Origin of the sequence: Halococcus sp. AFM35 (assembly GCF_051195015.1) — an archaeon.
GTDB lineage: Archaea > Halobacteriota > Halobacteria > Halobacteriales > Halococcaceae > Halococcus.
The window spans coordinates 1-24,925 of record NZ_JBNTJU010000031.1; the positions used below are offsets into that span (position 1 = coordinate 1).

25 protein-coding genes and 1 pseudogene are annotated in these 24,925 nt (G+C 58.4%); 16 read left to right on the plus strand and 10 right to left on the minus strand.

Going from position 1 to position 24,925, the window contains the following annotated elements; translation table 11 throughout:
* Nucleotides 1-42: 42 nt before the first annotated feature.
* Both ACQUQO_RS15715 and ACQUQO_RS15720 read right to left on the minus strand, forming a co-directional pair.
* Complete coding sequence (locus ACQUQO_RS15715) at nt 43-282, minus strand: NAD(P)H-binding protein (protein WP_435079230.1); 240 nt, start codon at nt 280-282, stop codon at nt 43-45.
* Nucleotides 258-830, minus strand: coding sequence for a DoxX family protein (locus ACQUQO_RS15720; RefSeq protein WP_435079232.1), 573 nt, complete (start codon nt 828-830; stop codon nt 258-260). The genes ACQUQO_RS15715 and ACQUQO_RS15720 overlap by 25 nt, the downstream gene beginning before the upstream one ends.
* A gap of 403 nt (nt 831-1,233) precedes the next feature.
* On the opposite strand from ACQUQO_RS15720, the gene ACQUQO_RS15725 reads away from it, so the two are divergent.
* From ACQUQO_RS15725 to ACQUQO_RS15745, 5 genes are all read left to right on the plus strand, one after another.
* On the plus strand, nt 1,234-2,634 hold the full coding sequence (locus tag ACQUQO_RS15725; protein WP_435079234.1) for a permease: 1,401 nt from the start codon (nt 1,234-1,236) through the stop codon (nt 2,632-2,634).
* Between the two features lie 71 nt (nt 2,635-2,705).
* Complete coding sequence (locus ACQUQO_RS15730) at nt 2,706-3,095, plus strand: hypothetical protein (protein ID WP_435079235.1); 390 nt, start codon at nt 2,706-2,708, stop codon at nt 3,093-3,095.
* Nucleotides 3,085-3,957 (plus strand): class I SAM-dependent methyltransferase, encoded by an 873-nt coding sequence (locus tag ACQUQO_RS15735; protein ID WP_435079237.1) that lies wholly within the window; start codon nt 3,085-3,087, stop codon nt 3,955-3,957. The genes ACQUQO_RS15730 and ACQUQO_RS15735 overlap by 11 nt, the downstream gene beginning before the upstream one ends.
* A 121-nt stretch (nt 3,958-4,078) precedes the next feature.
* Entirely contained in the window at nt 4,079-4,648 is a 570-nt protein-coding gene (locus ACQUQO_RS15740; protein ID WP_435079239.1) for a DoxX family protein, read from the plus strand.
* A 170-nt stretch (nt 4,649-4,818) separates the two neighbouring features.
* Nucleotides 4,819-5,043 carry an SHOCT domain-containing protein gene (locus ACQUQO_RS15745; protein WP_435079241.1) on the plus strand — a complete coding sequence of 75 codons (225 nt, stop codon included), beginning with the start codon at nt 4,819-4,821 and terminating at the stop codon, nt 5,041-5,043.
* Between the two features lie 228 nt (nt 5,044-5,271).
* On the opposite strand, the gene ACQUQO_RS15750 is transcribed toward ACQUQO_RS15745, so the two are convergent.
* On the minus strand, nt 5,272-6,003 hold the full coding sequence (locus ACQUQO_RS15750; protein ID WP_435079243.1) for a MaoC/PaaZ C-terminal domain-containing protein: 732 nt from the start codon (nt 6,001-6,003) through the stop codon (nt 5,272-5,274).
* A 57-nt stretch (nt 6,004-6,060) separates the two neighbouring features.
* On the opposite strand from ACQUQO_RS15750, the gene ACQUQO_RS15755 reads away from it, so the two are divergent.
* From ACQUQO_RS15755 to ACQUQO_RS15770, 4 genes are all read left to right on the plus strand, one after another.
* A complete protein-coding gene (locus ACQUQO_RS15755; RefSeq protein WP_435079245.1) occupies nt 6,061-8,157 on the plus strand; it encodes an acetate--CoA ligase family protein in 2,097 nt (698 codons plus the stop codon).
* Nucleotides 8,158-8,159: 2 nt separating this feature from the next.
* The gene (locus ACQUQO_RS15760; RefSeq protein ID WP_435079246.1) at nt 8,160-9,221 is read left to right on the plus strand and encodes a phosphotransacetylase family protein; all 1,062 of its coding nucleotides are present in this window, start codon (nt 8,160-8,162) and stop codon (nt 9,219-9,221) included.
* A 98-nt stretch (nt 9,222-9,319) separates the two neighbouring features.
* A complete protein-coding gene (locus ACQUQO_RS15765) occupies nt 9,320-10,402 on the plus strand; it encodes a DoxX family protein (protein ID WP_435079248.1) in 1,083 nt (360 codons plus the stop codon).
* A gap of 256 nt (nt 10,403-10,658) precedes the next feature.
* Nucleotides 10,659-10,865: a hypothetical protein gene (locus tag ACQUQO_RS15770; RefSeq protein ID WP_435079250.1), complete on the plus strand. Its 207-nt coding sequence runs from the start codon at nt 10,659-10,661 to the stop codon at nt 10,863-10,865.
* A gap of 249 nt (nt 10,866-11,114) precedes the next feature.
* Here the strand turns inward: ACQUQO_RS15770 and ACQUQO_RS15775 are convergent, their stop codons facing one another.
* Entirely contained in the window at nt 11,115-11,669 is a 555-nt protein-coding gene (locus ACQUQO_RS15775) for a helix-turn-helix domain-containing protein (protein WP_435079252.1), read from the minus strand.
* A gap of 127 nt (nt 11,670-11,796) precedes the next feature.
* Between ACQUQO_RS15775 and ACQUQO_RS15780 the strand changes: the two genes are divergently transcribed.
* Complete coding sequence (locus ACQUQO_RS15780; protein ID WP_435079254.1) at nt 11,797-14,196, plus strand: heavy metal translocating P-type ATPase; 2,400 nt, start codon at nt 11,797-11,799, stop codon at nt 14,194-14,196.
* Nucleotides 14,197-14,304: 108 nt separating this feature from the next.
* Here ACQUQO_RS15780 and ACQUQO_RS15785 read toward each other — a convergent pair whose 3' ends face one another.
* A complete protein-coding gene (locus ACQUQO_RS15785) occupies nt 14,305-14,511 on the minus strand; it encodes a heavy-metal-associated domain-containing protein (RefSeq protein ID WP_435079256.1) in 207 nt (68 codons plus the stop codon).
* Nucleotides 14,512-14,748: 237 nt separating this feature from the next.
* On the opposite strand from ACQUQO_RS15785, the gene ACQUQO_RS15790 reads away from it, so the two are divergent.
* The 3 genes from ACQUQO_RS15790 to ACQUQO_RS15800 all read left to right on the plus strand — a co-directional run bounded on the left by ACQUQO_RS15790 (nt 14,749) and on the right by ACQUQO_RS15800 (nt 18,229).
* Nucleotides 14,749-15,033 carry a hypothetical protein gene (locus ACQUQO_RS15790; RefSeq protein ID WP_005040668.1) on the plus strand — a complete coding sequence of 95 codons (285 nt, stop codon included), beginning with the start codon at nt 14,749-14,751 and terminating at the stop codon, nt 15,031-15,033.
* 65 nt (nt 15,034-15,098) lie between these two features.
* Entirely contained in the window at nt 15,099-15,848 is a 750-nt protein-coding gene (locus ACQUQO_RS15795; RefSeq protein ID WP_435079258.1) for a helix-turn-helix domain-containing protein, read from the plus strand.
* A gap of 65 nt (nt 15,849-15,913) precedes the next feature.
* Nucleotides 15,914-18,229 (plus strand): heavy metal translocating P-type ATPase, encoded by a 2,316-nt coding sequence (locus tag ACQUQO_RS15800; protein WP_435079260.1) that lies wholly within the window; start codon nt 15,914-15,916, stop codon nt 18,227-18,229.
* Nucleotides 18,230-18,258: 29 nt separating this feature from the next.
* Here the strand turns inward: ACQUQO_RS15800 and ACQUQO_RS15805 are convergent, their stop codons facing one another.
* Complete coding sequence (locus ACQUQO_RS15805; protein ID WP_435079262.1) at nt 18,259-18,465, minus strand: hypothetical protein; 207 nt, start codon at nt 18,463-18,465, stop codon at nt 18,259-18,261.
* Nucleotides 18,466-18,647: 182 nt separating this feature from the next.
* Here ACQUQO_RS15805 and ACQUQO_RS15810 point away from each other — a divergent pair, with 182 nt between their 5' ends.
* Complete coding sequence (locus ACQUQO_RS15810) at nt 18,648-19,652, plus strand: arsenic resistance protein (RefSeq protein ID WP_435079264.1); 1,005 nt, start codon at nt 18,648-18,650, stop codon at nt 19,650-19,652.
* A gap of 423 nt (nt 19,653-20,075) precedes the next feature.
* On the opposite strand, the gene ACQUQO_RS15815 is transcribed toward ACQUQO_RS15810, so the two are convergent.
* Both ACQUQO_RS15815 and ACQUQO_RS15820 read right to left on the minus strand, forming a co-directional pair.
* Nucleotides 20,076-20,669: a hypothetical protein gene (locus ACQUQO_RS15815; protein ID WP_435079266.1), complete on the minus strand. Its 594-nt coding sequence runs from the start codon at nt 20,667-20,669 to the stop codon at nt 20,076-20,078.
* Nucleotides 20,670-20,671: 2 nt separating this feature from the next.
* Complete coding sequence (locus ACQUQO_RS15820; protein ID WP_435079268.1) at nt 20,672-21,400, minus strand: recombinase family protein; 729 nt, start codon at nt 21,398-21,400, stop codon at nt 20,672-20,674.
* 412 nt (nt 21,401-21,812) lie between these two features.
* On the opposite strand from ACQUQO_RS15820, the gene ACQUQO_RS15825 reads away from it, so the two are divergent.
* Nucleotides 21,813-22,988, plus strand: a complete 1,176-nt coding sequence (locus ACQUQO_RS15825) for a tyrosine-type recombinase/integrase (protein ID WP_435079270.1) — start codon at nt 21,813-21,815, stop codon at nt 22,986-22,988.
* Between the two features lie 95 nt (nt 22,989-23,083).
* Here the strand turns inward: ACQUQO_RS15825 and ACQUQO_RS15830 are convergent, their stop codons facing one another.
* Together ACQUQO_RS15830 and ACQUQO_RS15835 are read right to left on the minus strand one after the other, a co-directional pair.
* Nucleotides 23,084-24,121 (minus strand): sulfite exporter TauE/SafE family protein, encoded by a 1,038-nt coding sequence (locus ACQUQO_RS15830; protein WP_435079271.1) that lies wholly within the window; start codon nt 24,119-24,121, stop codon nt 23,084-23,086.
* 92 nt (nt 24,122-24,213) lie between these two features.
* The gene (locus ACQUQO_RS15835; protein WP_435079273.1) at nt 24,214-24,462 is read right to left on the minus strand and encodes a hypothetical protein; all 249 of its coding nucleotides are present in this window, start codon (nt 24,460-24,462) and stop codon (nt 24,214-24,216) included.
* A gap of 79 nt (nt 24,463-24,541) precedes the next feature.
* Between ACQUQO_RS15835 and ACQUQO_RS15840 the strand changes: the two are divergent.
* A pseudogene (locus tag ACQUQO_RS15840) lies at nt 24,542-24,769 on the plus strand (IS6 family transposase); the annotation flags it as partial.
* Nucleotides 24,770-24,925: the final 156 nt, after the last annotated feature.

Sequence of the window (24,925 nt, forward strand, 5' to 3'; positions counted from 1 at the left end):
CATATCGGCCATCCTCGGCTTCGTCCTTACCGATGTGACGGTCTATCCCGCCGCCGTACCCCTATTCAACACAGCAGTCTTTACAGCCTCGGAATCAAGCACGTTTCCCTCGATAACTCTGACTTCACGTTTCCGTTGTAGCTTTTCTGGAGATCGGGTGAGCGCGTGAATTTTGTGATCGGCATCGATAGCCTGCGCAGTCAGGCGCTGCCCCGTTCCTCCTGTTGGGCCGAAGAGAGCAATTTGCAACGGATCGCTCACCCTAATAGATACCGGAGCCACGGATTCGATTGCACTACACCAAGCCGTTCAAGATACGCATCGAGCCCGAGAATCCGTCCAGCACCGAACGCGCCTAAGCCGAACAACAGGACCACATACACGATGTGGTCATCGATGACCCAGCCATTGGCAAGCGGGAGTCCAGCCAGCAGACCACCTTCGAGGCTAGCCGCCCAGTAAAACAGCATCATCACCCCTCCCCAGAACGCGCTCCAGCGGACGAACGCGCCGAAGAGGAGTGCGAGTCCGATCAGGGTGAGTCCCCACATGTTCAGTAGGTCGATAAGCGGGCTGCCAGCTAGACTCCCCCAGAAGCCCATCAATGGATTTCCTTCAGGGACTGCACCGGTCAAGAACCCGGCAGCAGTCCAGTTGTTCGACGGATCTGCATCCAGATAGGTGATGAGCTTGGTGATTCCACCCTGGAAGAGCGTCCACCCCATCACGATTCGAAGCAGGAACAACGAGTATCCGACCCAATGCTCGGAATAGTTGAATCTCACCGAACGATTTAGCATCTCCGTTTCGAGCGTATTCGTCGTCGACATGATACAGTATCTACTAATACGCCGATCATTTATTGCGATTATGGCTTTCCCAGTTCAGGTAATATCACCGATAACTTTCGAACCAAAGCAAGGGTTGTAGAACCATGAAACCGGCTGAAACCAAGATAAGAGAAATCGACGGCTCAAACCGGTACTCGCAAAACGTTGTTGCTCATGTCAATGCAATAGTGGTTGCTTGCCCGCTCTCGATCGGGCGAAACTAGCCTTCAAACAGCGGAGAGTCGATAGTGCAATGCTTTCATTCATCCAGTAGACCTCAATGATTCTCTTCTATATCTCCATCAAGTCCGGTCGGGATTGCTTTGAAAGTGCGATATAGCACCTCTCTTTCTTCGGATTCTGAGCAGTAACCGACAAAAATGATGCCTGCGTTATTCGAACTATGCCGACAACGCTCGTCGATGGGGTTCTCGAATCGCTTCGCATCGGCCTCGGATTTCTGTGGGTCGCCGCGTGGGCGATCATCATGGGGCTCGTCATCACCAGCCTCGTCCAAGTGTACGTCTCCAAGGAACGGATGGCGAAGGTCCTCGGCGAGGGTGACCTTTCAGGCCTCACGAAGGCGACGCTGTTCGGTGCTGCGAGTAGCGGCTGTAGTTTCGGCGCTGTCGCCATTGGCAAAGGGCTGTTCAAAAAAGGTGCTCACGTCGTGAACTTCCTCGCGTTCATGTTCGCCTCGACGAATCTCATCGTCGAACTCGGCTTGATGATCCTGCTACTGCTCGGTTGGGAATTCCTCGTCGCCGAACTCCTCGGCGGCGTCATTCTCATCGCCGTCATGGCACTGCTTGTTCATCTGACGCTCCCTGAAAATCTCTTCGAGGACGTGCGAGCGGAACTCACCCAGCGTGATAGAGAACAGGGTGTCACCGAAGACCCGACCTGTGGGATGGAAGGCAAAGACGAATACTCGCTCGTGACTGATGGTGGCGAAACTGTGAAATTCTGCTCGGCGGGCTGTATGGAGACTTATGAGCAGGAGATGGCCAGCAGCGGTGGTTGGCGCGACGAACTGCTCTCGTGGGGCGGCTGGTACAAGCTCGGGAACCAGTATCGCAAGGAGTGGTCGATGATCTGGACGGACGTCATCGCGGGCTTTCTCATCTCGGGGTTCGTCATCGTGTTCGTCCCACAGTGGGTGTGGAATGCGTTGTTCTTGCAGGGCGACGGATTGCTCGTCAGCGCTGAAAACGCGATCATGGGCGTCGCAATCGCCGTCATCAGCTTCGTCGGCAGCATGGGCAACGTTCCGTTCGCCGTCGCGCTCTGGGGTGGCGGCGTCAGCTTCGCCGGCGTCATCGCGTTCGTCTACGCCGACCTCGTCACGATTCTCGTGCTGAACATCTATCGGAAATACTACGGCTGGAGGGTGATGGCCTACATCCTCGGCGTGTTCTTCGTGACGATGGCCTTCTCGGGGTTTCTCATGGAGGAGTTGTTCGACGCCCTCGGCATCGTTCCGAACCTCGCGGGCGGTGAGACGGCGACCGAACAGACGTACTTCGAACTCAACTACACGTTCTATCTCAACCTGATTGCGTTCGCGCTCTCGGGATTTCTCTTCTACGTCTACCGTCGTGGTCTCGGTGCGCCGGGCCAGTACCGTGATCCGGTCTGTGGGATGCGAACCGACGAGGACGGTCCAACCGTTACTCACGACGGTGAGACGTACTACTTCTGTTCGGCAAGTTGTAAGCGTGTATTCACCGACGATCCCGACGACTACGCCGACGTTCATTCAGTTGCCGCGCCGACTGGCGGACAGGCCCACGATCATGACTGAACCCATCCAGCAGATCCTCGTTCAGGTGAACACTATTCTCCTGTGGTGTAGCACTCTCTGGAGTGAATACCATGATTGAGCGTCTCCTGCACACGTTCGGATACGTTCTCGCCTACGGATTGTTCTTCAGGGCGGAGACCCCCGAGACCGTCGTGGATCGGTTGCGGCTCGCCTATCGGGTCGTCGGCGTCCGTATCGAGCAAACAGCGAGTATCGACGGGATGGAACGAACCGTCTTTCGCTGCCCATACCGGAGCCTCTTGGCCGACCGCTACGGCGAGAAGTGGGTCTGTCACGAAAAGCTGGACCGCGTCGACGATGGCTACGTCACATATCTCAAAAGACACAAGGGAATCGATTACAACCGACCGCGGAGTTGTGAGCAGCTGACAGGCTGCGAGGATTCCACGTGCTGTTTTTCGGAGGTGTCGGAATTCGGAGTGGGAGAGAATGACTGGTGACGACAGCCGAACGCGCATCGTCGACCAGTTCTCGTCTCAGGGAGAGCGTGCCGCCATCTGGAAGGCATTCGACCTGTTTTTACCGACCGATCAATTCCTGAACGTCGGCTACTCGAAGCCCTATCAGCCACATTTCGTCGGGTCGAGCCAGCGCCGGCTAGCCGAACGAATCGGCTCCGACATCGCCGCTCGGCTCGAATCGACGGCCGGTGTCTCCCTGCTGGACGTCGGATGTGGGCGGGGTGGTCCCACCCTGCATCTCGCCGCCGAGCACGGATTCGAGGTCACGGGTATCGACCTCGTTCCCTACAACATTTTGATGGCGAGGCAAAACACGGCGGAGGCAAACGTTGACGCGCAGTTCGTGGTTGGTGACGCGTTGCAGCTTCCGTTTGGTCGTGGTTCGTTCGCTGTCTGTACTGCCGTGGATTCGCCACCCTACATCCCGAACAAGCGTGGATTTCTCGCGGAGGTGGCGAGCGTGACCTCCGAGGGTGGCCTCATCGCTGTTTCGGATTTCATTCAACCCGAGTCGTTGTCACAGGAGGCGCGCGATGCCGTCGATGCGTTCGCGGATGCGTGGGATCTGGCTCCGATAGCGACGCTCGAACAGTACAAGAGAGCTATCGCTGCGAGCGATCTCCATCTTGGTACGGTCGTTGACATCAGTGCCAACAGCATCGCTCGGTTCCGGAAATGGACGGCGCTGTACCTATCCATCGCGCGAACCGGCCTGCCGAATCTGGCGAATCAGTTTCTCACACAGTACAGCATCGATCTCGACGCAATCACCGAGCAGGTAACTAGCACCCATCCAGCGCTTCCATTCTTGCGGCACGTTATTCTCTACGTCCGAACGTAATCGATGATCCTACGTTATGGTAGGTCGGTACTCCGCAGGCTAGCGATTCTCGGCCGGTGAGAATCGGCATCCCGGTATATACTCTCAGCTCTCCTCTGTTTACCTGTAGGAGAGAAAAGCTATGGCAGCAAACCAAATGAATGGCCAAGCAAACACGTTCGAGAGCACCATCGGAGGAATCACCCTCTCCGGAAAGGCCAACAGCCTGAGCGCGTGGTTCGTCCTCGCGCTGCGGCTCATGATGGGATACGCGTTCCTCTACTCCGGCGTGGACAAAATCCTCGCCGGAGGGTTCGACGCACAGGGATACCTCGTTGGCGGGGCCGCCGCAAGCGGGAGTCCGCTCGTTGGGCTGTTTGCGTGGATGGGCCAGACGGGGTGGTTCGTCGAGTTCGTGAACGTCGCGGTCCCGTGGGGCGAGGTGCTCATCGGCCTCGGACTGCTCGTGGGCCTGCTTACGCGCTTGGCGGCCTTTTGGGGCGCGTTCATGATGCTCCTGTTCTACTTCGGGAACTGGGATGTCGCCCACGGAGTGATCAACGGCGACTTCGCGTACATGCTCGTGTTCCTCGCCGTGGCCGCCTTCGGCGCGGGGCGCATCCTCGGCCTCGACGCGCTCGTCGAACGCTACGAGGTCAACGGGAAACCACTCGTCGAGCGCTACCCGAAGCTCCGCTACATCCTCGGATGAACTTCAGAGGACGAACGGTACAACAAGACATCTATCAACAACCAACAATGAAAACGAACGCACAAACGATACGAACTGGAATGACAGGACTCCTAGTTGGTGCGCTCGGAGTCGTGGTCGGAAGTGGACTCGCCAGCGCGCATCCGGGGACAAGCGACTGGTGGACTCACATGGGCTCGGGCGGCTGGATGGGCGGAACCCTCGGGTGGCTCTGGATGCTCATTTGGATGCTCGTCCCGATTGCCCTCATTGTCGGTCTCGTGTATCTGCTCCGACCCCGAGCGACCTCTGACGCAGAGCAGACGGACCACGCGCTAGAGGCGCTCCGCGAGCGATACGCACGCGACGAGATCGACGATGAAGAGGACGAAACCCGTCGGATGAGGCTATCCTGAAGCCGGTCAAATTCACCGACCAATCGAGAAGCCGATTCGTTTCGGTATAGACGGCTTCGTCGGGAAGGTTGGTCGACAGCAACCTCGACTACCCGCTTGGTGTGCTCGGATGCGAGTGCCTCCTTCTCGACGAACTCCGAGCGTGTTCGATAGCGCGTCGTTGCGGGTTCAGAGGAGTGGTGAACAGATTCATGATTCGCGTGGCGTGGCGGGATACACGTGTTCTCGTCACGCAGGTAGGTCATCGAGCATGACGGTCGCCGTCCCGTGGATAACGATCTCCTCGTCTTCGTTCTCGATCCGGGTCGTGATTCGATACCGGTCGTCTTCGAGATCTTCGATTACTTCACACGTGGCCGCCAGCGTGACGCCGATATCTACCGGCCGCTTGAATTCGAGGTTCTGAGAAAGATAAATCGTCAACCCGGGGAAACAGGCGAGGGCGGCGCTAATCATGCCGGAAACCAGTGTTCCGTGGGCAATCCGACGACCAAAGCGCGTCTGCTCGGCGAACTCGTCGTTGAGATGCAGCGCGTTCGTGTCGCTCGTCGCCTCAGCGAACTTACGAACGTCATCTTCAGTAATGGTTTTCATGAACGTAACCTGGTCACCGACCCCCAGCGATCCGGGTGTCTGAATCGAAAGATCGAACTCACCTTTTGCCCGCCCATATGGGAGTCTCGGGACGGCTTCCCCCTGTACTTCGCTCAGGTGGGGGTGTGGCGTTTGGAGTTGTTTCTCTGGGTCTTTCTCGAAGAGTGTTTTGCAGTCATCCGAGCAGAAATGATAAGTCGTATCCTCGTACTCAGCACTCGCTTCGGCGTCGGCCGTGCTCACTTCCATACCACAGACGGGATCAGTTGACATACGTACACCCAGATACACCGAGAAGGCTGATAAAATCCCAGTCAAGCCACCACAACGTCCCACCCATCCGGCCATAGCTCGCCCTGCCGTCATTGGCTACCCATTCCATGACCAGTAGCTAAATCATACCGGGGAACGACACTACGGTCGATGGCTGATCTCTCGGCGCTGTTCACCCCATCGCGTGTGGCCGTCATCGGCGCGACCGAACGAGAGGGGTCGGTCGGTCGCGCCGTCATGAGCAACCTCCAAGAGAGTTTCGACGGCGACATCGTTCCCGTCAACCCGAACGCGGAGGACGTGCTGGGGTTTCCCTGCGTTCCCGACATCGCACACGCCAGCGACGTCGACCTCGCAGTGGTCGTAGTTCCAGCTGATGTGGCACTCACCGTCATCAGAGAGGCAGCCGAAACCGGCGTCGAAAACGTCGTCGTCATCAGCGCGGGCTTCGGCGAGGCCGGCGTCGAGGGCGTCGCTCGGGAGCGCGAACTCGAACGGATCGCCGCGGAGTACGATCTGAATCTCGTCGGTCCGAACTGTATCGGCGTGCTCAGTACGCCGGTCGGTCTCAATGCCACGTTCGGGCCCACGAACGCGCTCCCGGGGTCGGTGTCGTTCATGAGTCAGTCGGGGGCAATCGTCACGTCCGTCCTCGACTGGGCAAACGACCAGGGGATCGGCTTCAAGGACGTCGTCTCGCTGGGCAACAAGACCGTCCTCGACGAAACCGACTTCATTGAGGAGTGGGGTGAGGACTCCGAGACGGACGTGATCCTCGGCTACCTCGAAAGCATCGAGGACGGCCGAGCGTTCATCGAACGGGCACGCGACGTCACGCGGGATACGCCCGTGCTGGTGGCTAAATCCGGCCGGACGGATGCGGGCGCGAAGGCGGCCGCCTCACATACGGGCGCGATTGCGGGCAGCGACCGCGCCTACGACGCGGGACTGGCGCAGGCGGGCGTCCTTCGCGTCCAGTCGATGCAGGATCTCTTCGACTTCGCACAGCTGCTCTCCGGCCAGCCGTTACCCGACTCGACCGGCGTCGGCCTCGTGACGAACGCCGGCGGAGCGGGCGTGATGGCCACGGACGCCATCGGCGACTCGCGCCTCTCGCTCGCGTCGTTCACCGACGAGACGCTCGACGCGCTCGCCGACGCACTCCCCCAGGAGGCGAACCGCTACAACCCGGTCGACATCATCGGCGACGCCGACGCCGCGCGGTTCCGCCGGGCGCTCGAACTCGTTCTCGACGACGAGAACGTCGGGGCCGTAGCCGTGCTCTCGGCTCCGAGCGCGGTCCTCTCATACGATGACCTTGCGGGAGAGATCGGTGACCTCCAGCGCGAGTCCGGGAAACCTGTGGTGGCCTGCCTGATGGGTGGCGCACGCACGGCCTCCGCCGCGCGCCGTCTGCGCGAGGACGGCGTGCCGAACTACTTCGACCCGGCACGAGCGATGCGCAGTCTCGATGCGCTCGCGGCCTACCGCGAGGTCAGGACGCGCGAGTACGACACACCCACGGAATTCGATGTCAATAGAGAGCGGGCTCGCAGGGTCCTGTCCCCTGGGAGCTCCCACGACGAACCGCGTCTCGGTGTCGAGGCGATGGAGCTGCTGTCGGCCTATGGCATCCCCACGCCCGCAAGCGAGATCGTCGAGACACCCGCCGATGCCGTCGACGTGGCAGCGGAGATCGGCGGTCCCGTTGCGATGAAGATCGTCAGTCCGGACATCCTCCACAAGTCGGACATCGGCGGCGTCAAGGTCGGTGTGGCCGAGACCGATGTCCACGACGCCTTCGAGGACCTCGTTACGCGGGCGTACACCTACCAGTCCGACGCGACCATCCTCGGCGTGCAGGTCCAGGAGATGGTCGACACCGAGGCGGGCGTCGAAACCATCGTCGGGATGACCCGCGACCCGCAGTTCGGGCCGTTGCTGATGTTCGGGCTCGGGGGAATCTTCGTCGAGGTGTTCGAAGACACCGCCTTCCGTGTCGCGCCCGTGAGCGAGCGCGAGGCGCGCGAGATGACCCACGAGATCGACGCGGCACCGCTGTTACGCGGCGCACGGGGCCGCGAGTCCGTCGACGTGGGAGCGGTCGTCGAGGCGATACAGCGCCTGTCACAGCTCGTTACCGACTTCCCGGCGATTCTCGAACTGGACATCAACCCGCTGGTCGTCACGCCGGAGGGTGTCACTGCAATCGACATCCGACTGACGATGGACCAAGAGCAACTGTAACCATGACCACCGTACTCATCACCGGAACGGAAGAAAGCACCGGGAAGACCGCCATCGCACTGGCGCTGGCGCAACTCACCCGCGAGCAGGACCGCTCGGTCGGATACATGAAGCCCAAAGGCACGCGACTGCGGAGCGTCGTCGGGAAGACACTCGACGAAGATCCGATGCTGGCGCGTGAACTGTTGGATCTCGACGCCGAAATGCACGAGCTCGAACCCATCGTGTACTCGCCGACGTTCATCCAGGGAGCGATCCGCGGGCAGGAAGACCCCGACGAACTCCACGAGACGGTGCGCGACCGCTTCGAATCGCTGGCCACTGGTCGTGACTTCATGGCCATCGAGGGCGGCGGGACGCTCTCGACCGGCGGTGTCGTCGACCTGACCGACCCCGACGTCGCTGATCTCCTCGACGCGCAGGTATTGCTCGTCGCCGGCTACCAGCACCCGGGTGACGTCGACGAGGTGCTGTGGGCAGCCGACCGCGTCGGCGAGCGCCTCGCTGGCGTGCTCTTCAATACCGTCGCGGATGGCGTCTACGACCGGCTGGAGAGCGACGTTGTGCCGTTCCTCGAAGGGCGGGAGATACCCGTGCTCGGAATACTCCCGCGAACGAAAGAGCTCGCCGGCGTCTCGATCGCCGATTTCGCGGCGGAACTCGGTGCGGAGATCGCGACCGACGCACCCACGGACGCGTACATCGAACGGCTGTCGGTCGGCGCGATGGGGGCGGACGCAGCCCTCCGGCATTTCAGACGGACGAAAGATGCAGTGCTCATCACGGGCGGTGACCGCTCGGATATCCACTCAGTTGCGCTCGAAGCGCCGGGAATCAAATGCCTCTGTCTGACTGGCGGGTTCCGACCGTCGTCTGCGGTACTCGGGAAAGCCGAGGAACGCGGTGTCCCGATCCTGCTCGCGCAATCGGATACGCTTACCACCATCGAACGTACCGAGGAGATCGTTCACGCCGGACGGACGCGAGACGAAATAACCGTCGAGCGAATGCGTGAGCTACTGACCGACCATGCCGACCTGCACGAACTGCTTGATCACGAATAAGCTTTGGCGGCGTACAATCCGTTGGAGGAACCGCGTCCTATGCTGTCGATGAATCGATAATACGTTATTTGAGAATGGAGAGAGAACGGACGACTACCATGAGCAGGCAACCGATTAGTGCGACGCTCGCTGGTGTTGGGCTGCTCGGAGCGAGCGGAACCGCCAGCGCCCACGTGAAATACGTCACACCGGGCGGCGATTCGATAGCGGCAATGGACTTTCTCGTCGAGGCTCTCTCGGACCCGTTTAACCTGCTCGTGCTGGGTGTCAGTGCGGGGAGTCTCGTCGTCGCCCTTGCTCTCTACCTTCGGTTTCAGCCGGTTAACTGCGACATTGAGAGCCTCCGGGAAGCGCTCGTCGAGTACCACGATCTCCTGCCGTGGTTGCTCCGCCTGAGCATCGGCTTACCCCTCGTCGGTGCGGGCTTCTCCGGGTATTTCTTTTCGCCTGTGTTTCGCCCAGCAGCTTCGACGTTCGTTCGACTGTTCGGCATCACAGTCGGGTTCCTGCTTCTGTTTGGACTGGCGACGCGAGCCGTTGCCGCTCTCGGTCTGAGCGCGTATTTGATCGGTCTCGTGTCGAATCCCAGTCTCCTGCTCGCATTCGAGTACCTCCCTGGCTTCATCGCTATCGTTCTCCTCGGGGGCGGGCGTCCAAGTGCTGACCACGTCATTGCGAAGATGGCTGCCGATGAACGGACGAGCTACTCGCGTATCGACCCGTTCTACCGCGCCGTCGCCCTCCCCTTCGAGTCGTGGGTGAAGCCGTATGTGCAGTTCGTCCCGACGGTAACTCGCGTCGGCCTCGGTCTGGCGTTCATCTATCTCGGCCTGACACAGAAGCTGCTGAGTCCGGGTACTGCTCTCGCTGTCGTGGCTAAATATCACCTAACGGAGGTCGTACCTGTCGCGCCTGAATTATGGGTGCTTGGGGCCGGACTCGTCGAGATGCTGGTCGGGGTCATGCTCATCGCCGGGGCATTCACGCGGCTGTTCTCCGGGGTCGCCATCCTCCTGTTCACGACGACGCTGTTTGGACTGCCGGACGACCCGGTACTCGCTCACATCTCTCTGTTCGGGCTCGTATCAGCTCTCATCATCACTGGAGCCGGCCCGTTCGCGTTCGACACGATACGACATGGAGCTGAAAGCGAAGCCCCTCCCTCCATCGTCGGGGAGTAAGTACCATCATTCTGGAGTCAGGCAGGTAGTTTGATCATGCACGAGCAACAGTGGAACAATCTCGGTCTAAATTGCGTAGGAGACTGTGCATGATGAATCGACCTAGCTGACCTCTGCGTAGATCGTATTGTAGAAAAATTGCCGTACCCTTTCGTGATCGTCAGACAAACGGCACGTACAGAGGTTGAACGTATCACTGGCAGGCGTAGCGGCAGAGGGTCGGAATGTTTTCGGTGATTCGTTAACAACCAGAAGTATGGCGACAACCGTTGAGACTCCGGACACAGATGAGACGTGTGCATACTGTGGTTCGCGTATCTTCGACCACGACCCCATCTGTGTACGCGACTGCACCGCCAATTGTGGCTCACCTCACTACTTCTGTAACTACGCGTGCCTGGCGGCATATATCACCGAAAACGAACTGACCTACGGCGACGCCTGCGAGTGGTCGCCAGAGTAGCACTCGTTTCCACTGGAGTCTCCTCCATTGAAAACTCCGCAGAACGACTTCCTAGTCGATTCGCTATATTCTGCTCTGAAATCGATTCCGTGAGAATCGTTCTATGATACCCTCGGTCTGTTTCTCCTTCGTTGTCAGGCTCCTTATTGAACCTCTCTCATTGTCCGTAATCCTTCTTCTTGGATATTCGGTGGGACGACATGGGGCATCGATCCTTCCTGATTTCTTCGTTCTCGGCCGAGCACTTCCTCAAACCGATGAACTTAGCAACGCATCAAGATCGCCGTCTTCGCTCAATTCAGTCAGTGCACGGTTCACTAGCTCCCAGACGATGAACTCCTCGTAGTGTTGGGTTTCGCAGTACTCACAGGGCTTCATTTCGCTCGCAGCCGCTTCGATCTCCTCGCCATGATCAGCGTACAGTTGTTCGATTAGTTCGGTCATCCCTTTCCGGGCCGTTCCTCCGGCATCGTTGAGGGTCGTTTCGGCGCTTTCGGGGAGTTCGTAAGAGAAGACTCGGGTGTTCGATTTGTAGAACTTCTGTGTCCCCCCGCCGGCCTCTTCGAGCCGCGACAGCTCGACCATCCCGGCCTCTTTGAGTACGTTCACGTGGTGACGGACGGTCGTCTCTGCTTTTTCCTCGCCACGTCGTTCGAGTTCTGTGTTGATCGCTTCGATGGTCATCTCCTCGCCGGCGAGCATATCGAGGATCTTCGCCCGGACGTCGTTTTCGAGCGCCTTCGCTTTCGACGGATCGGTCGTGATGACGTCCGTAATCGGCACTTCGGCTTCGAGGAGACTCATTATGCGTCGCTACGCCCGCAACCAAATTAAGATTGGCGGTGGAAAACTTGGACTGTTTTGACGTATCTTATACCGCTATTACTGTAGTCATAATGGCTAAGTGGCTTCCCACCCAATCCCTCGTGAGATGGCCACGAAACAGGTGCAGTACAACATCGGTGGGATGAGCTGTTCGTTCTGCGCCGAGACGATCAACAAGGCCTACGGGCGAACCGAGGGCGTCGAGGATGTCGACGTGAGCCTCGCTCACGAGGAGCTTCTCGTCCAGTACGACGACACGGTGCTCTCGGAAGCCACGGTGAAAGACGTGGTTCGTGATCTAGGATACACTATCCGAGACCCGGACAAGCAGAAACGATTCGAACAACAGCAGGCGGAACTCGAAGCAGGCAAGCGTAATCTCCTGATCAGCGGTGTCGCATCGCTGATCGCACTCGCACTGATGGGTGTCATGGTCGCAACGAACGGCTGGAATCTCTTCGCTGAGACCGAGTCCCCGATCCAGTGGACGATCCAACTCGGCCTCGCGCTCGTGACGATGTTCGGGCCGGGTCGGTACATCAAATCCAAGGCGTACAACAGCCTCAAGCGAGGAATCTTCAACCAGCACGTCCTCTTGGAGGCGGGTGCGTTTGCCGGTCTACTCGGCGGATTCCTCGGCATTTTCGTCTTCACTGGCTCGGGCTTTCCGGTAGTCCATTTCTTCGTGGTGGCGACGTTCATCACCACCTATCACATCCTCTCGGAGTACACCAGTCTGATCGTCCGGACGCGCGCTTCGCGGGCGGTCAACGATCTCATGGACCTCCAGCCTGGCACCGCACGCCGGGTCGACGAGAACGGCGAGATCGAGGATGTCGAAGTTGGCAAGCTCGCGGTTGGTGATCGCGTCAGAGTGAAGCCCGGAGAGAGCGTCCCCATCGACGGCGAGGTTGTCGATGGTGAGAGTGTCGTCGATGAGTCGGTAGCGACCGGTGAATCCGCACCGATCGACAAACAGCCCGGTGACGAGGTCATCGGCGGCAGCGTCAACGAGACCGGCATTCTGCTCGTCGAAGTGACGGCGACCGGTGACGACGCGTTCCTCAATCAGGTGGCCCGCCAGATCGAGGAGGCCCGCGCGATGAAACCGGGGATCGTCCAGCTTGCCGACCGCATCCTGAAATATTTCGTCCCTGGAGTGCTCGCCATCTCGATCGCGTCGTTTCTCTTTTGGGCAGTTGCTCCGACCGTCCTCCCGGGGACGGTCCTCGGGACGGGGCCGCAGTTCGAGACTGCCGCCTTCGCCGCGCTGGCGGTGCTCGTCTTGGGCTACCCCTGTGCGCTCGGGATGGCGACGCCGTTGGCACTCATTCGGGGCGGCGGCGAAGCCGCCAAACGCGGCATTCTGATGCGTAGCGGCGACGCTTTCCAGGTCTTCCAAGATGTCGATCACATAGTGCTCGACAAGACCGGCACCATCACCGAGGGCGAACCGGCTGTCGATACAGTTGTCGGTGTTGACGGTGAGGCGAGTGACGCGAACCGATCTACCTCGGACGATTCATCCACCGGTGATCACTCCGAGGGCGATGTCCTCCGGACGGCCGCAAGCGCAGAGGCGTTCTCGGAACACCCGCTCGCGGAGGCTATTCTCGACTACGCCGACGCCCACGACATCGACTTCCCCGACCCGGAGGAGTTCGATTCGGTGACGGGCAAGGGGGTTGCGGCAATTACAGACGGCGAGGACATTCTTGTGGGCAAGCCTGGTTGGCTCGAAGCCGAGGACATCGACCTCTCCGCGGGCGACGAAGTGATCGAACGCCTCCAGGGGAAGGGACTGACCACCGTCGGTATCGTCGTTGAGAACGATCTCATCGGGCTCATCGGGATCGGTGACGAAATCAAGACCGACGCGACCGCGACGGTTGACCGCATGAAGGAGAAGGGCGTGACACCGGTGATGATCACGGGCGACAACGAGCGGACCGCCCACGCGGTCGCCGACGAGGTAGGGATCGAGCGCGTGATGGCTGAAGTTCTCCCGAACGACAAGCGCGAGGAGGTCGAGAAGATCCAGGATCAGGGTCACCGCGTGGCGATGGTAGGTGACGGCATCAACGACGCGCCCGCGCTGACGCAAGCGGATATCGGGATCGCTATCGGTGCGGGGACGGACATCGCCATCGAGAGCGCCGATATCGTGTTGATGGGCGACCGCCTCGGTGGCGTGATGGATGCCTACGAGATCGGCGAGACGAGCTACACGAAGACTAAGCAGAACCTGATCGCCGCCTTCTCGTTCAACGGTATCGGTGTGACGGCTGCGACGACCGGACTCGTCCACCCGGTGTTTGCGATGATCGCGATGGTGCTGTCAGTATCGGCAGTGCTGGCCAACAGCTTCGCCGGCCAACTCCTCTCAGGCGAGGGCATCAAGACCGACTTCAGTATCGAGGAGCAGCAACCGGGTGAGGGTTCTGCGAGCCACGACCGTGAGGAACCGTCCGGTCGTGGCACCGATACGTCCAACACTGGCGTCTAACTCATCCATCTGCTACTGGAGCAGCTGTATGGGTAGTACACTCATTGAACTGAGGGATGCATAGATCGGCGACCGGCGATTCGGTACCGTCGATCTGTCACTGGCTTCTTATGCAGGAAGATCGTACCCAGCGTCGTAAATCGCGGTAGCGAGTGTTTCTTCATCGGTGTCGTTGCTAACGACGACTTCAACCTCATCGGTTTCGTGATCGGCATCAGCGCGACGGACACCCTCAATATTCGTCAGGGCCTTCGTCACAGTTTGCTCACAGCCAGTACAATTCATGCCCTCGACGGTGATCGTTTGGCGTTCCATGGTGAGCCCAGATAGGATCGATAGCAGTATAATCTTTACGACGAATTTCATAGCGATATTATTAATTTAGGAGCTCTACACTCGCTCTATGTTGTGAGTGCGAAACTCATGATGCTGCCTTCTTCATTGACGACGCAGCAGGCAGTCCGGAAAACAACTGTTTTCCGTACTGTCTGTGTGAGTAGTCCATTGCGTGATTTCTACCACTTAATCCCTAGGAGCGATAACCAGACGAATATGCCGGATCAACTGGACGACGATGTGCGTGTCTGGCTGGTTGAACGCACCTACTCTGACGACGAGCAGAATTTGATCATCCTCACTTACGCGACCACTAACGGTGAGCAATACTACCGGAAGGAACGGGCACTCACCTCCTTCACCGACGTGCGCGACACCACCGCGGCCGCCGATGCTGAATCGGATAATCTCGGCACTGTCGATGATCCTGACCTCCAAGAGCGGTACGCCGCCGAGGCACAGCGGATGCAGGAAACGCACGACCCCGACGATGTGATCTGACCCGACCAGCCGAATCTAACAGGCTGAAACCACCTGTTATGGCACTGTAGCACCTATTGCAACCTATGCGCGAACTCGTCTTTGCCCTCGAATACGAACCCGGGTGCAATCGGGTGGCTGATACTCTCGCTAACCATCCAGATGCTTCGGTTCGCTCACTCTCCCTGCACGCTACTGATGACCGACTCTGGCGCGTTGACCATGCTACGGGGACGCCCGATGCTCTCGCTGCCATCGAAGACGCCTTTCTCAACAGCGACTATTACGCGGACTGTCTCGCGACCGAGGACTGTAACGCGACTCAGACCACACAGGTTCTTGACCATACCACTGAGACGCTCGTTCTCTACTCGTACTGGGAGCGTACCCCTCTCTGTGCCTCTATCCCTCACATTGCCCGCGATCATCTCGGTGACGGGCTACTGTTCGATACACGCCACGAGAGCCGCCACTACACGTGGCGCATCATCCATTCCGGCGAGGGCAATGTGAGCGAATTCTTCGATGAGCTTGAAACGACAGTCGGCGATTGCGCCCAGATGGAGATGCTTCGAACGGCGGTCGCCTCACCATCCACAAACGACACCTCCAACAGCAACACTGGATTGGCACCCGAACAGCAGGCAGCGGTTCAAGCCGCTGTTGAACATGGTTACTACGAATCTCCCAGAGAAATCGATGTCGGTGAGCTAGCTGAACATCTCACTATACCACGGTCGACGCTCACCTACCGACTCAGGCGAGCAGAAGAACACTTGGCGAAGCAGTACATTACCCGTGAGCAGTTACCAGACGACCCATCGCCGCCGCTTTGATGCGAAGTCCGGATTTGGAATATTCCAACTAAGGCTTATCGAGCTGTCCACCCTATCTTACGACGATGACTGAAGGTCTGGACGCAGCGGGGCAGGCGAGCAACTCGGGGCAGGGACGACAGTTATCTGTCCGTCTTGCTGTCCCAGAGATGGACTGCCCCTCCTGTGCACAGAAAGTCGACAAGAGTCTCCAGCGCGTCAACGGAATCACTGAGACGACACTCCAACCGACTACCGGCACAGCCACGGTAACCTATGATCCAGACCGTACTGCCGAAGCTGACGTGGTTGCAGCTATCGAGGGAGCGGGTTACGAGGTTGCTGGCAATGAAGATGATTCTAATGGGAAATCAGGTAGTGAAATGGACATTGCGCCGCCGTCGGAGATCTGGACGAGTCCTCGCGCGATCAAAACATGGATTGGCGCAGGCTTCGTCGTCCTCGGCCTTCTCTTTGAGTTCGTTCTTGCCGGACAGAATCCGGAGGTAGCGTCCCTTCTCGGCTACTCACTGACGCTTGCGGATGGGCTGTTTCTCGTCGCAATTGCTGTCAGCGGCTATCCCGTCGTTCGTGGTGGGTATTACTCCGCGCGGAACCTGAGTCTCGACATCGACCTTCTGATGGGAACGGCGATCATCGCAGCCACAGGCATCGGCTATTTCGTCGAAGCCGCGACACTTGCTGTCCTGTTCAGTATCGCAGAACTCCTCGAAGATTACGCGATGGACAGGGCACGGAACTCGCTACGTGAATTGATGGAGCTCTCGCCGGACGAGGCCACGGTCCGTCGGGATGGCGATGAGGTGACCGTGCCGGCTGAAGACGTAGAAGTGGGTGAGACCGTCATCGTCCGTCCCGGTGATAAGATTCCGCTCGATGGATCGGTTGTCGAAGGTGAGAGCGCAGTTGATGAATCCCCGATCACCGGCGAGAGTGTCCCCGTTGATAAGTCTGAAGGCGCGGAAGTCTATGCTGGAAGTATTAACGAGGAGGGCTATCTCGAAGTGGAGGTCACTTCGACGGCGGGTGATTCGACGCTCTCGCAGATCATCGAGATGGTGCAGGGCGCTCAGGAGAAGAAAACCGAACAGGAGCGGTTCGTCGACCGATTCTCTGGCTACTACACACCCGCAGTCGTCGTGCTGGCGATCCTCACGGCGGCGGTGCCGCCACTCGCGCTTGGGTGGCCGTGGGAGACGTGGTTCATCCGCGGGCTTACCTTGCTCGTCATCGCGTGTCCGTGCGCGTTCGTTATCTCGACACCTGTCTCGGTCGTTTCCGGAATCACGAGCGCTGCGAAAAACGGCGTGCTGATCAAGGGCGGCAACCACCTCGAAACGATGGGTGAGGTCGACGTCGTCGCGATGGACAAAACCGGGACTCTCACCAAGGGCGAACTGACGGTCACCGACATCGTTCCGCTCGGGGAGCACAGCGAGACGGATGTCCTTCGATATGGCGCAGGGTTGGAACAGCGTAGTGAACACCCAATTGCTGAGGCGATTCTCACTCGCACGGACGAGGCTATCGTGACCAATCTCCCTTCCCCATCTGATTTCAAGAGTTTGACTGGGAAGGGCATTCGAGCCGAAATTGACGGCGAGACATACTATGCAGGCAAGCCAGCGCTGTTCGAGGAACTCGGCTTCGACCTCTCACAAACTCGTGGTGTGACCGACGGAGGAACTGTCTCAGACGGTGTTTCTCGAAACCCTTCGCCAGAGCAGGAAGAATTCACCGAGAGCGTATTCACTGAACTTCAACAAGACGGGCGAACAGTCGTCCTCGTTGGAACGGAAGCCGAGTTGGTCGGCGGGATTGCAATCGCTGATGAGGTACGTTCGACCTCGCAGCGTGCAGTCGAGCGTCTCCATGACCGTGGTGTCGGCCACGTGGTGATGTTGACTGGCGACAACGAGGGGACAGCGCGGGCTATCGCCGAGCAGGTCGGTATCGACGAGTACCGTGCAGAACTGCTGCCGGACGAAAAGGTGGATGCCATCGAGGAGTTGCAGGCCGAGCACGGAGATGTCGCAATGGTCGGCGACGGAATCAATGACGCACCTGCACTCGCCACCGCTGACATCGGCATTGCGATGGGTGCAGCAGGGACGGATACGGCGCTCGAAACCGCAAATATCGCACTGATGGGCGATGACATCGGGAAACTACCATACCTATACAGACTGTCGCACACGGCAAATGGAGTGATCCGGCAGAATATCTGGGGGAGTCTCGGTGTGAAGGCGTTGCTCGCTGTCGGCGTCCCGCTGGGATACGTGAGTGTTGCGCTCGCGGTCGTGGTGGGTGATATGGGGATGAGTCTGGGTGTGACAGGTAACGCGATGCGCCTCTCGCGACTGAGCGCCCCCGAGGACTGAGAGGGTTGACGACCCGGAGGAAACGAGTGCTATTTAGGCGACCACTCGCAGGCGTCGCCGTAGGTCAGTTCGTTCTCGGTGATATACGCCGACAGGCACGCGTAGTTACAGAAGTAGAGAGGTGAGCCACAATCGGCGGTGCAGTCGCGTACACAGATGGGGTCGTGGTCGAAGATATGCGAACCACAGTATGCACACGTCTCGTCTGTGTCTGGAGTCTCGACGGTCGTGGCCATGTTTTATGATTCTTCACGACCAACCGAAAGCATTCCGACCGTCTACTGATAGGGCTTCCAGTGATACGCTCCCCCTATGCGTACCGTTCGTCGAAGTATGTGAATTGTTCTGTGACACCCTAATCACGGGAAACTGCTGAAATCAGTCTTCGTAAGGTGCTCCGGCGTCACAAGATTCTACAATGGTACAGCTTACGAAAGACTGGATTCAGCACAATCAGATACTCATCTACGCAACTGGCGTCCTTCTCGCAGTTATCGTGAGTTTTGCTCAGCCGGGGCTAAGTTCTCCTCTGGAACAGTTCATCAACCCCGTCTTGGCAGTGCTTCTGTACGTGACGTTCCTTGAAATCCCGTTCGTCAAACTTCGCCGGGCGTTCACGAACGGCCGATTCATGCTGGCTGCGCTCGGGATGAACTTCCTCGTGGTTCCGGTCGTCGTCTTCGCTCTCACCCGATTTCTCCCGCAGGACCCGGTCGTTCTCGTTGGGGTATTCATGGTATTGCTCACGCCGTGTATCGACTACGTGATTTCGTTCACGGAGCTTGCGAACGGCGATGCAGAACAGATCACTGCGGCGACGCCAGTGTTGTTGCTCATTCAGTTACTGCTCCTCCCTGGATATCTCTGGGTGTTCATGGGAGAGCGAGTAGCAGAGTTCATTCAGGCAGGACCCTTCATTGAGGCGTTTGTTCTCATCATCGCACTTCCGCTGACGCTCGCATGGCTTACCGAGGTGGGTGCAGAACGTTCTGTGACTGGAAAGCGATGGAAAGACGCGATGGAGTGGTTACCAGCCCCGATGATGAGTGTGACGCTGTTTGTGGTTATCGCGTCCCAACTCCCGCGTGTTCAAAACTCAATCGGACAGATCGCTGCTGTCATCCCGGTATATGTCGCGTTCCTCGTCATAATGCCACTACTCGGACGGTTCGGGGCCGGATTCTTTGGAATGGATGTGGGCGAGAGCCGTGCTCTCGTGTTTACGTCGGTGACGCGGAATTCACTGGTCATTCTGCCGCTGGCACTCGCGCTACCGTCGGGATACGCACTCGCTCCGGCAGTCGTCGTCACACAGACACTCGTCGAATTGATTGGAATGGTCATCCTTACCCGAGTCGTACCAACGTGGCTTGTTCCCGAGACCGCTCGGGGAATTAGCCCGGAGACGACCCCAGACGACTGAAACACACATATCCAAGGGTAGCTAGGCCGCTTCATCACATGTAGAAGGTTGAGTGTTTCAGACTGCTAGTTGATTTCGTCATTCGCTGTGCATTAGAAATCCATCTGCCTGACTTCAGTTTTCAGAGAACCCTGCTGTCTGAGCTGTGGTACGCTTTCAGCCGAGTTATGGACGTAACCCGAAGCGATCTGGGGATGTAGATTGAAAATGATTCAGCGAAAATGGTGAGACAGCGAATATCTACCCTGAGAATAGCAGTGGCCTCTCACGATTCTGCCCCAGCATGACGATTACCGTCTGATCTGTGAGTCGATCAATTTGTTCTGTTGGGCTGACCACTCTTCATCCGAATGTGTTTTGACGAACTCGGCCCACTGTTTGACAAATGCACGTCGTTCGGCGGTGTTCTCGCGCTGTTGTTCTCTAAGTTCGTCTAAGCTCGTCATAGGACTCATTCACCTCTAGTTCCGCAACGTATGTTTGCAGCCGATCTTCATCAAGATGTCCCTCGAACACTTGGTAGAGATGGATCGCATCCTCAAAGTCTTTCTCCGAACCCAAGAAGAGCTTATAGGCGATCTGGAGTTCGAGCGGGCTGATGGCGACCTCGTGGTCGCTGACTTCAACGATGAGTGGATCGGTGAGAGCCGCCCGTTCATACTCATTTTTGACGAACCACAGCTCAACGTTCGGAATCATCATACCCTCTTCAGCGATCCGCTGGCGCACGTCATCGCTAAGAGTGTCGAACAGATCGTCGAGCGGCATCGTCGCACCCCAATATCCTGCGTCGCGCAGTCGGTCGGCCAGTGCTGCTGTTCGTTTCTGAGGAAGACGTTCGATGACGATATCGATGTCCTCTGTTGCGCGTGAACGGCCGGTGAGAATGGCGACATAGCCGCTCACAACAACGTATTCGATGTTCTCCTCGTCGAGGATCTCGGTGAATTCGAGGACCATCTTGTCAAGTTCTGAGGGCGTGCGGTCGATCACGAGGGTATCGCCATCGAATTCCATCCCTACTCACTCCCGGTTTGACTCGCCAGTGGCCGATCAGTGTCGTGGATTTCCGGACCATCGTTTGCCGAGCCGGCGGTGTAGCGCTCGCGATTCTCACTGATTGCCCGTATCGTGGGACGCGAGACACCGGTCGAGCGGGCGAGTTCACGTTTGCTCGCGCCCTTATCGAGTTCGTCAAGGACCACTAGAGCGGTCTCGAAGTCGTCGTTGGGGACGAGGTAGCCTTCGGAACCGACGTCGAAGCCGAACGGCGGCCGACCGTGCCACTTGCCAAGCTCGCGACGGGCGGCGATACCCTCGCGGGTGTTCTGGCGTTTGATCTCGGCTTCGAGTTCGGCGAACGTCGCCGCCACTTGGAGGAACGCGCGGGTATAAGGATCGTGCTCGTCGGGATCGAGATCGATGCCCATATCGAGGACATGGAGTGCGGCACCACACTCGTCGACGATGCGCTCGACAGTCGCGGAGAAGTCTCGGACGGACCGAGAGATGCGCGAGACTTCTGAGGTGATCACCCGGTCGACAGCGCCGCTCTCGACGGCTTCCATAAGGTCGCGGTAACCGTCACGGTCGGTATCGGTGCCGGTTTGCTTGTCGAGATACACTTCGATAGCGGCGGGTTCGATATCGAGCTGGTCAGTAGCATACTCGCTGGTGAGCTGGCGTTGGCGCGAGAGGCTCTGCTCACTGGTTGAGACGCGACAGTAGAGGGCGGTTGTCCGGGTCATTTCGCTCTTACTTCTCACCACCCCCGCTGCTGTCTTAAAGCTAATCACCTTTTCTCCAGACTGGAGAGAAACGACCGTTTTTCGGCCACCCAGAAATCGTTGATCCATCCTCCAGATGTCGTCAAGCAGCCGTGATCCGACGAATTTCCGTTTCGCTGCCCGACTCACCATTTCCTGAAGAATGAACTTGTTAGCAAACAGGTGGTTTGTAGCAATCCATCCTCCGAACCTCTGGCAGCGACAGTCCGATTCTTCGATAAACCATCATAGAGTGTATGAATGCTATTTCTAGCTTCTGAGCAGCTGAAATGCCGAAGAACGGCAGAATTGAACCAATACACATTCACTCGTGATTAGTCCGTGAATCACGAGTAGATTTATCCATCCGCCCGCTGTCAGTGAAGCACGAAACATGCCCTCCACGCAGAACGACCCTTCTGACGGCACGAACCCCGGAGAAACACGCCTCGACAGCGCACTCGACGACTATCTCCTCGCCAAATCCAAAGCCAACGAGACCGGCAACTACCGGCGGAATGCCGAGCGCGTTCTCACCGAGTTTCTCGACTGGGCCGAAAAACGCGATATCGAGACCTTCGACGCGCTCGACGTCGCCGACCTCGAAGCCTATGCGCTCACGCTCAATCGGCGAACGACTGGCGACGAGGGTATCGCCGCGACGAGTGCGCGCAAGTACTACGACTACGTCCGGGCCTACCTCGCATGGTGTGCCAGCCGAGAGTACGCAACCGAAAACCCCGCCGCAACGGACCGTGCCGAAGAAGCACTTCCCAACGACGACGAACGCGACGAACACCACCAGCAGCTCTGGAGCTCCGAACAGCGACAGGTCATCATGCGCTACGTCGAACAGCGCGCTCACGACGCCGTCGACGAACAAGCTCACGACGCAATCAAAGAAACCCGCGACCGGGCGTTCGTCGCTACTATCGCCTACGCTGGTGTTCGTGGTGGTGAGATCGTTCGCGATCCCAACGATGACCGACGTGAAGGAGTCCGCTGGAGCGACCTCGATCTCGAAAACACCACGATGACCGTCCTCGGCAAGGGTGACCAAGCCTACGAAACCGTCGGTCTCCCTCGCCAAGCGCTCTCCGCGCTCGAACGCTACCACTCGACGATGGAACCACCGAACGAACACTGGCCGGTCTTCCCAACGCTGCACGCGCCTACGCTCTCGACAGTCGTGCGCGAAGGGCTTCGTGAAGACGGACTCTCGTCAGAGGAAATCGACATGAGACTGGATGAACAGGCAGCTCTCAACGTTCTCAGAGAGCATGGCTTCGTTCCGCCAGCGATCACGACTGACGGCGCACGACGGCTCATGCGAGCGCTCTCGGTGAACGCTGACGTACCGGAAATCGACACAGAGAGCGGAGAGTACCTCGAACTCCACGGTGGCCGCCGCGGCGCTGGCGATACGCTCGTTCGTGAGGTAGGCTGGGAGCAAGCTCAGCGACTCCTCCGCCACAAGAGTCCCGAAACCACCATGAACGCCTACTCGCACATCAGCGCCGGCGAAATCGCCGAAGACGCTACTGACGCCTTCAACCAAACCGACCGCTGAATCGACGGGTGAGGTGCCGATTTCGGACGGATCAGCGGGGTCTCGGCACGCAATCGCCGGAAGTTGCGTGAGAGGTGCCCGCCCAGTTCAGTCGCTTAGAGTATCTCGGCAAACAGCGTGGCCGCAAGTATCAACGCGTATCCTGGGACGATGTACTGAAGAATTCGGTTTGGCATCACCCGCACCGTGTAGGGTGCAAATATGGCAGCGAGGAACCCACCAGCGAACACCGATGGCAACAGCGTGAGGTCAAGACCGACGCCGGCAACCGTGATTGTCAGGAAGGTAATGATGCCCGCTAATGAGACGATGCCTTCGGACATCGAGGTGATCGCCGTGGCGCTCTTCTCATAGATTCCTGAAAGAATCTGGCCGAGCGTGATGACGGGTCCGAACCCGCTGCCAGTAATGCCCTTGTTGAGGCCAGCGAGCGCCGCAAACCCGATGAGTTGACGCTGACTGTACGTCCCCGAGAAGTCAGCGACGTTCTGAAAGAGCGTCAGGCCCGCGATGAACACGATGATGATCCCGATATATGCCTGCACGAGCGGGCCCGAAACCTCGATGGCGAGGTAAGCAAGCACGACTGAGACAATTGTCGCCCCGACGCCGATGGCCACCACGAGACCTAATACTCGTGTCGCTTTGGTGGCCGATTCATCGCCGTACCCGAACTCCACGTTCTCGAACTCGTTGTGGAACAACCCACCGACGAGTCCCGTTGCTGCTTCCGAAAACAGTAGCGTGGGAACGACCGCAGCAGCGGGGTACCCGAGTACGAACAGCAACGCACCGAGGGTTGCGCCGAAACCCATCCCCGACGCGGAGTCGAACGTCTCGAAAAGAAACGCCGCGATTACAATCGTTGGAAGGAACGTCGCGCTAGTGTTGACGGCCGTTCCCGAGTACCGCGGGACAACGAAAAAGACGATACCAGCAAGTATGATGGCATAGATAGCCATTGCAACACCGACGCGCCCCACCGTGCGCCGGCTTACCCGTGCGCGGTCGATGAATTCGCGCGCGTCGATCTCGCAAGCGAGAGCACCAATCGCACTCTCGGACTTCTCCGCAGGTGAATCACTAACTCCCGATCCGTGATGGTCGGTGGATGTCTTGGTTGTATCTGCCATCGATAGATGTCAGCCTTTGGCGACAATAAGGGAATGTTTCCCGGTCAATAGTAGGTCAAACAAGGACAACCAAATGCATGAATATTCGGCTATTATACCATTTGTGAGCGGTCTATGCCTAAAATTGGGAAATTAGGATTAGCTCTATTAGAAGCAATATTCTCCGAGTCTGATGTGGGGATAATTTCCTCCCATTTGTACGAGCGCAGGCCGACCTCACCGCCGAGGCGGACGATCAGCTCGTTGCGATAGGCGGTGGTCGTCCGGCGGAGGGCTTGGTACTCGTCAGAGGTGAGCCAACACTTCTTGAACTGGCGGTTGGCGGTACGTTCGATGCGCATTATCGTGTCGGGGTTCTTTGGACAACCCCGACATGGCGCTGTCTAGTTAAGAGTGAGCAGGCCGAAGAGTTGGTGATTCATGCCACTCAGCGACCTGCTCGATGATACGTTAGGGGCGACAGATAGTGACTGTTGGGACCGAGAGCGGACGGCGACGCCCGTCAGGGCGTTCGCCGTCCGGCTCCATTCTACGGGGCTCTCACTCCGAGAAACCGTGGCGCTTCTCGATCTCCTCGACGTTGACCGCTCGCATGGAGCTGTCTGGGACTGGACGCACCGTCTCGCAGACGATCAGGATGACCCGCCGCGGAGCTAGGGGCTAGCGTAAGCTATTGACTTCCAGAAATCGGTCAATCCAGTCGACAGCGAAGCTCAGACGATGCGTCAGTTCGAGGAACGTCCCCTCAACGAGAGCGCGGAAGTCGTCCGCGCTCTCGGTCGAAATCGGCGAGATGGCACGCTT

Bases quoted from the DNA above. Each gene is read 5' to 3' on its own strand.
- ACQUQO_RS15720 (WP_435079232.1), bottom strand. From the start codon at position 830: ATGTCGACGACGAATACGCTCGAAACGGAGATGCTAAATCGTTCGGTG.
- ACQUQO_RS15725 (WP_435079234.1), top strand. From the start codon at position 1,234: ATGCCGACAACGCTCGTCGATGGGGTTCTCGAATCGCTTCGCATCGGC.
- ACQUQO_RS15730 (WP_435079235.1), top strand. From the start codon at position 2,706: ATGATTGAGCGTCTCCTGCACACGTTCGGATACGTTCTCGCCTACGGA.
- ACQUQO_RS15735 (WP_435079237.1), top strand. From the start codon at position 3,085: ATGACTGGTGACGACAGCCGAACGCGCATCGTCGACCAGTTCTCGTCT.
- ACQUQO_RS15740 (WP_435079239.1), top strand. From the start codon at position 4,079: ATGGCAGCAAACCAAATGAATGGCCAAGCAAACACGTTCGAGAGCACC.
- ACQUQO_RS15745 (WP_435079241.1), top strand. From the start codon at position 4,819: ATGGGCTCGGGCGGCTGGATGGGCGGAACCCTCGGGTGGCTCTGGATG.
- ACQUQO_RS15750 (WP_435079243.1), bottom strand. From the start codon at position 6,003: ATGACGGCAGGGCGAGCTATGGCCGGATGGGTGGGACGTTGTGGTGGC.
- ACQUQO_RS15755 (WP_435079245.1), top strand. From the start codon at position 6,061: ATGGCTGATCTCTCGGCGCTGTTCACCCCATCGCGTGTGGCCGTCATC.
- ACQUQO_RS15760 (WP_435079246.1), top strand. From the start codon at position 8,160: ATGACCACCGTACTCATCACCGGAACGGAAGAAAGCACCGGGAAGACC.
- ACQUQO_RS15765 (WP_435079248.1), top strand. From the start codon at position 9,320: ATGAGCAGGCAACCGATTAGTGCGACGCTCGCTGGTGTTGGGCTGCTC.
- ACQUQO_RS15770 (WP_435079250.1), top strand. From the start codon at position 10,659: ATGGCGACAACCGTTGAGACTCCGGACACAGATGAGACGTGTGCATAC.
- ACQUQO_RS15775 (WP_435079252.1), bottom strand. From the start codon at position 11,669: ATGAGTCTCCTCGAAGCCGAAGTGCCGATTACGGACGTCATCACGACC.
- ACQUQO_RS15780 (WP_435079254.1), top strand. From the start codon at position 11,797: ATGGCCACGAAACAGGTGCAGTACAACATCGGTGGGATGAGCTGTTCG.
- ACQUQO_RS15785 (WP_435079256.1), bottom strand. From the start codon at position 14,511: ATGGAACGCCAAACGATCACCGTCGAGGGCATGAATTGTACTGGCTGT.
- ACQUQO_RS15790 (WP_005040668.1), top strand. From the start codon at position 14,749: ATGCCGGATCAACTGGACGACGATGTGCGTGTCTGGCTGGTTGAACGC.
- ACQUQO_RS15795 (WP_435079258.1), top strand. From the start codon at position 15,099: ATGCGCGAACTCGTCTTTGCCCTCGAATACGAACCCGGGTGCAATCGG.
- ACQUQO_RS15800 (WP_435079260.1), top strand. From the start codon at position 15,914: ATGACTGAAGGTCTGGACGCAGCGGGGCAGGCGAGCAACTCGGGGCAG.
- ACQUQO_RS15805 (WP_435079262.1), bottom strand. From the start codon at position 18,465: ATGGCCACGACCGTCGAGACTCCAGACACAGACGAGACGTGTGCATAC.
- ACQUQO_RS15810 (WP_435079264.1), top strand. From the start codon at position 18,648: ATGGTACAGCTTACGAAAGACTGGATTCAGCACAATCAGATACTCATC.
- ACQUQO_RS15815 (WP_435079266.1), bottom strand. From the start codon at position 20,669: ATGGAATTCGATGGCGATACCCTCGTGATCGACCGCACGCCCTCAGAA.
- ACQUQO_RS15820 (WP_435079268.1), bottom strand. From the start codon at position 21,400: ATGACCCGGACAACCGCCCTCTACTGTCGCGTCTCAACCAGTGAGCAG.
- ACQUQO_RS15825 (WP_435079270.1), top strand. From the start codon at position 21,813: ATGCCCTCCACGCAGAACGACCCTTCTGACGGCACGAACCCCGGAGAA.
- ACQUQO_RS15830 (WP_435079271.1), bottom strand. From the start codon at position 24,121: ATGGCAGATACAACCAAGACATCCACCGACCATCACGGATCGGGAGTT.
- ACQUQO_RS15835 (WP_435079273.1), bottom strand. From the start codon at position 24,462: ATGCGCATCGAACGTACCGCCAACCGCCAGTTCAAGAAGTGTTGGCTC.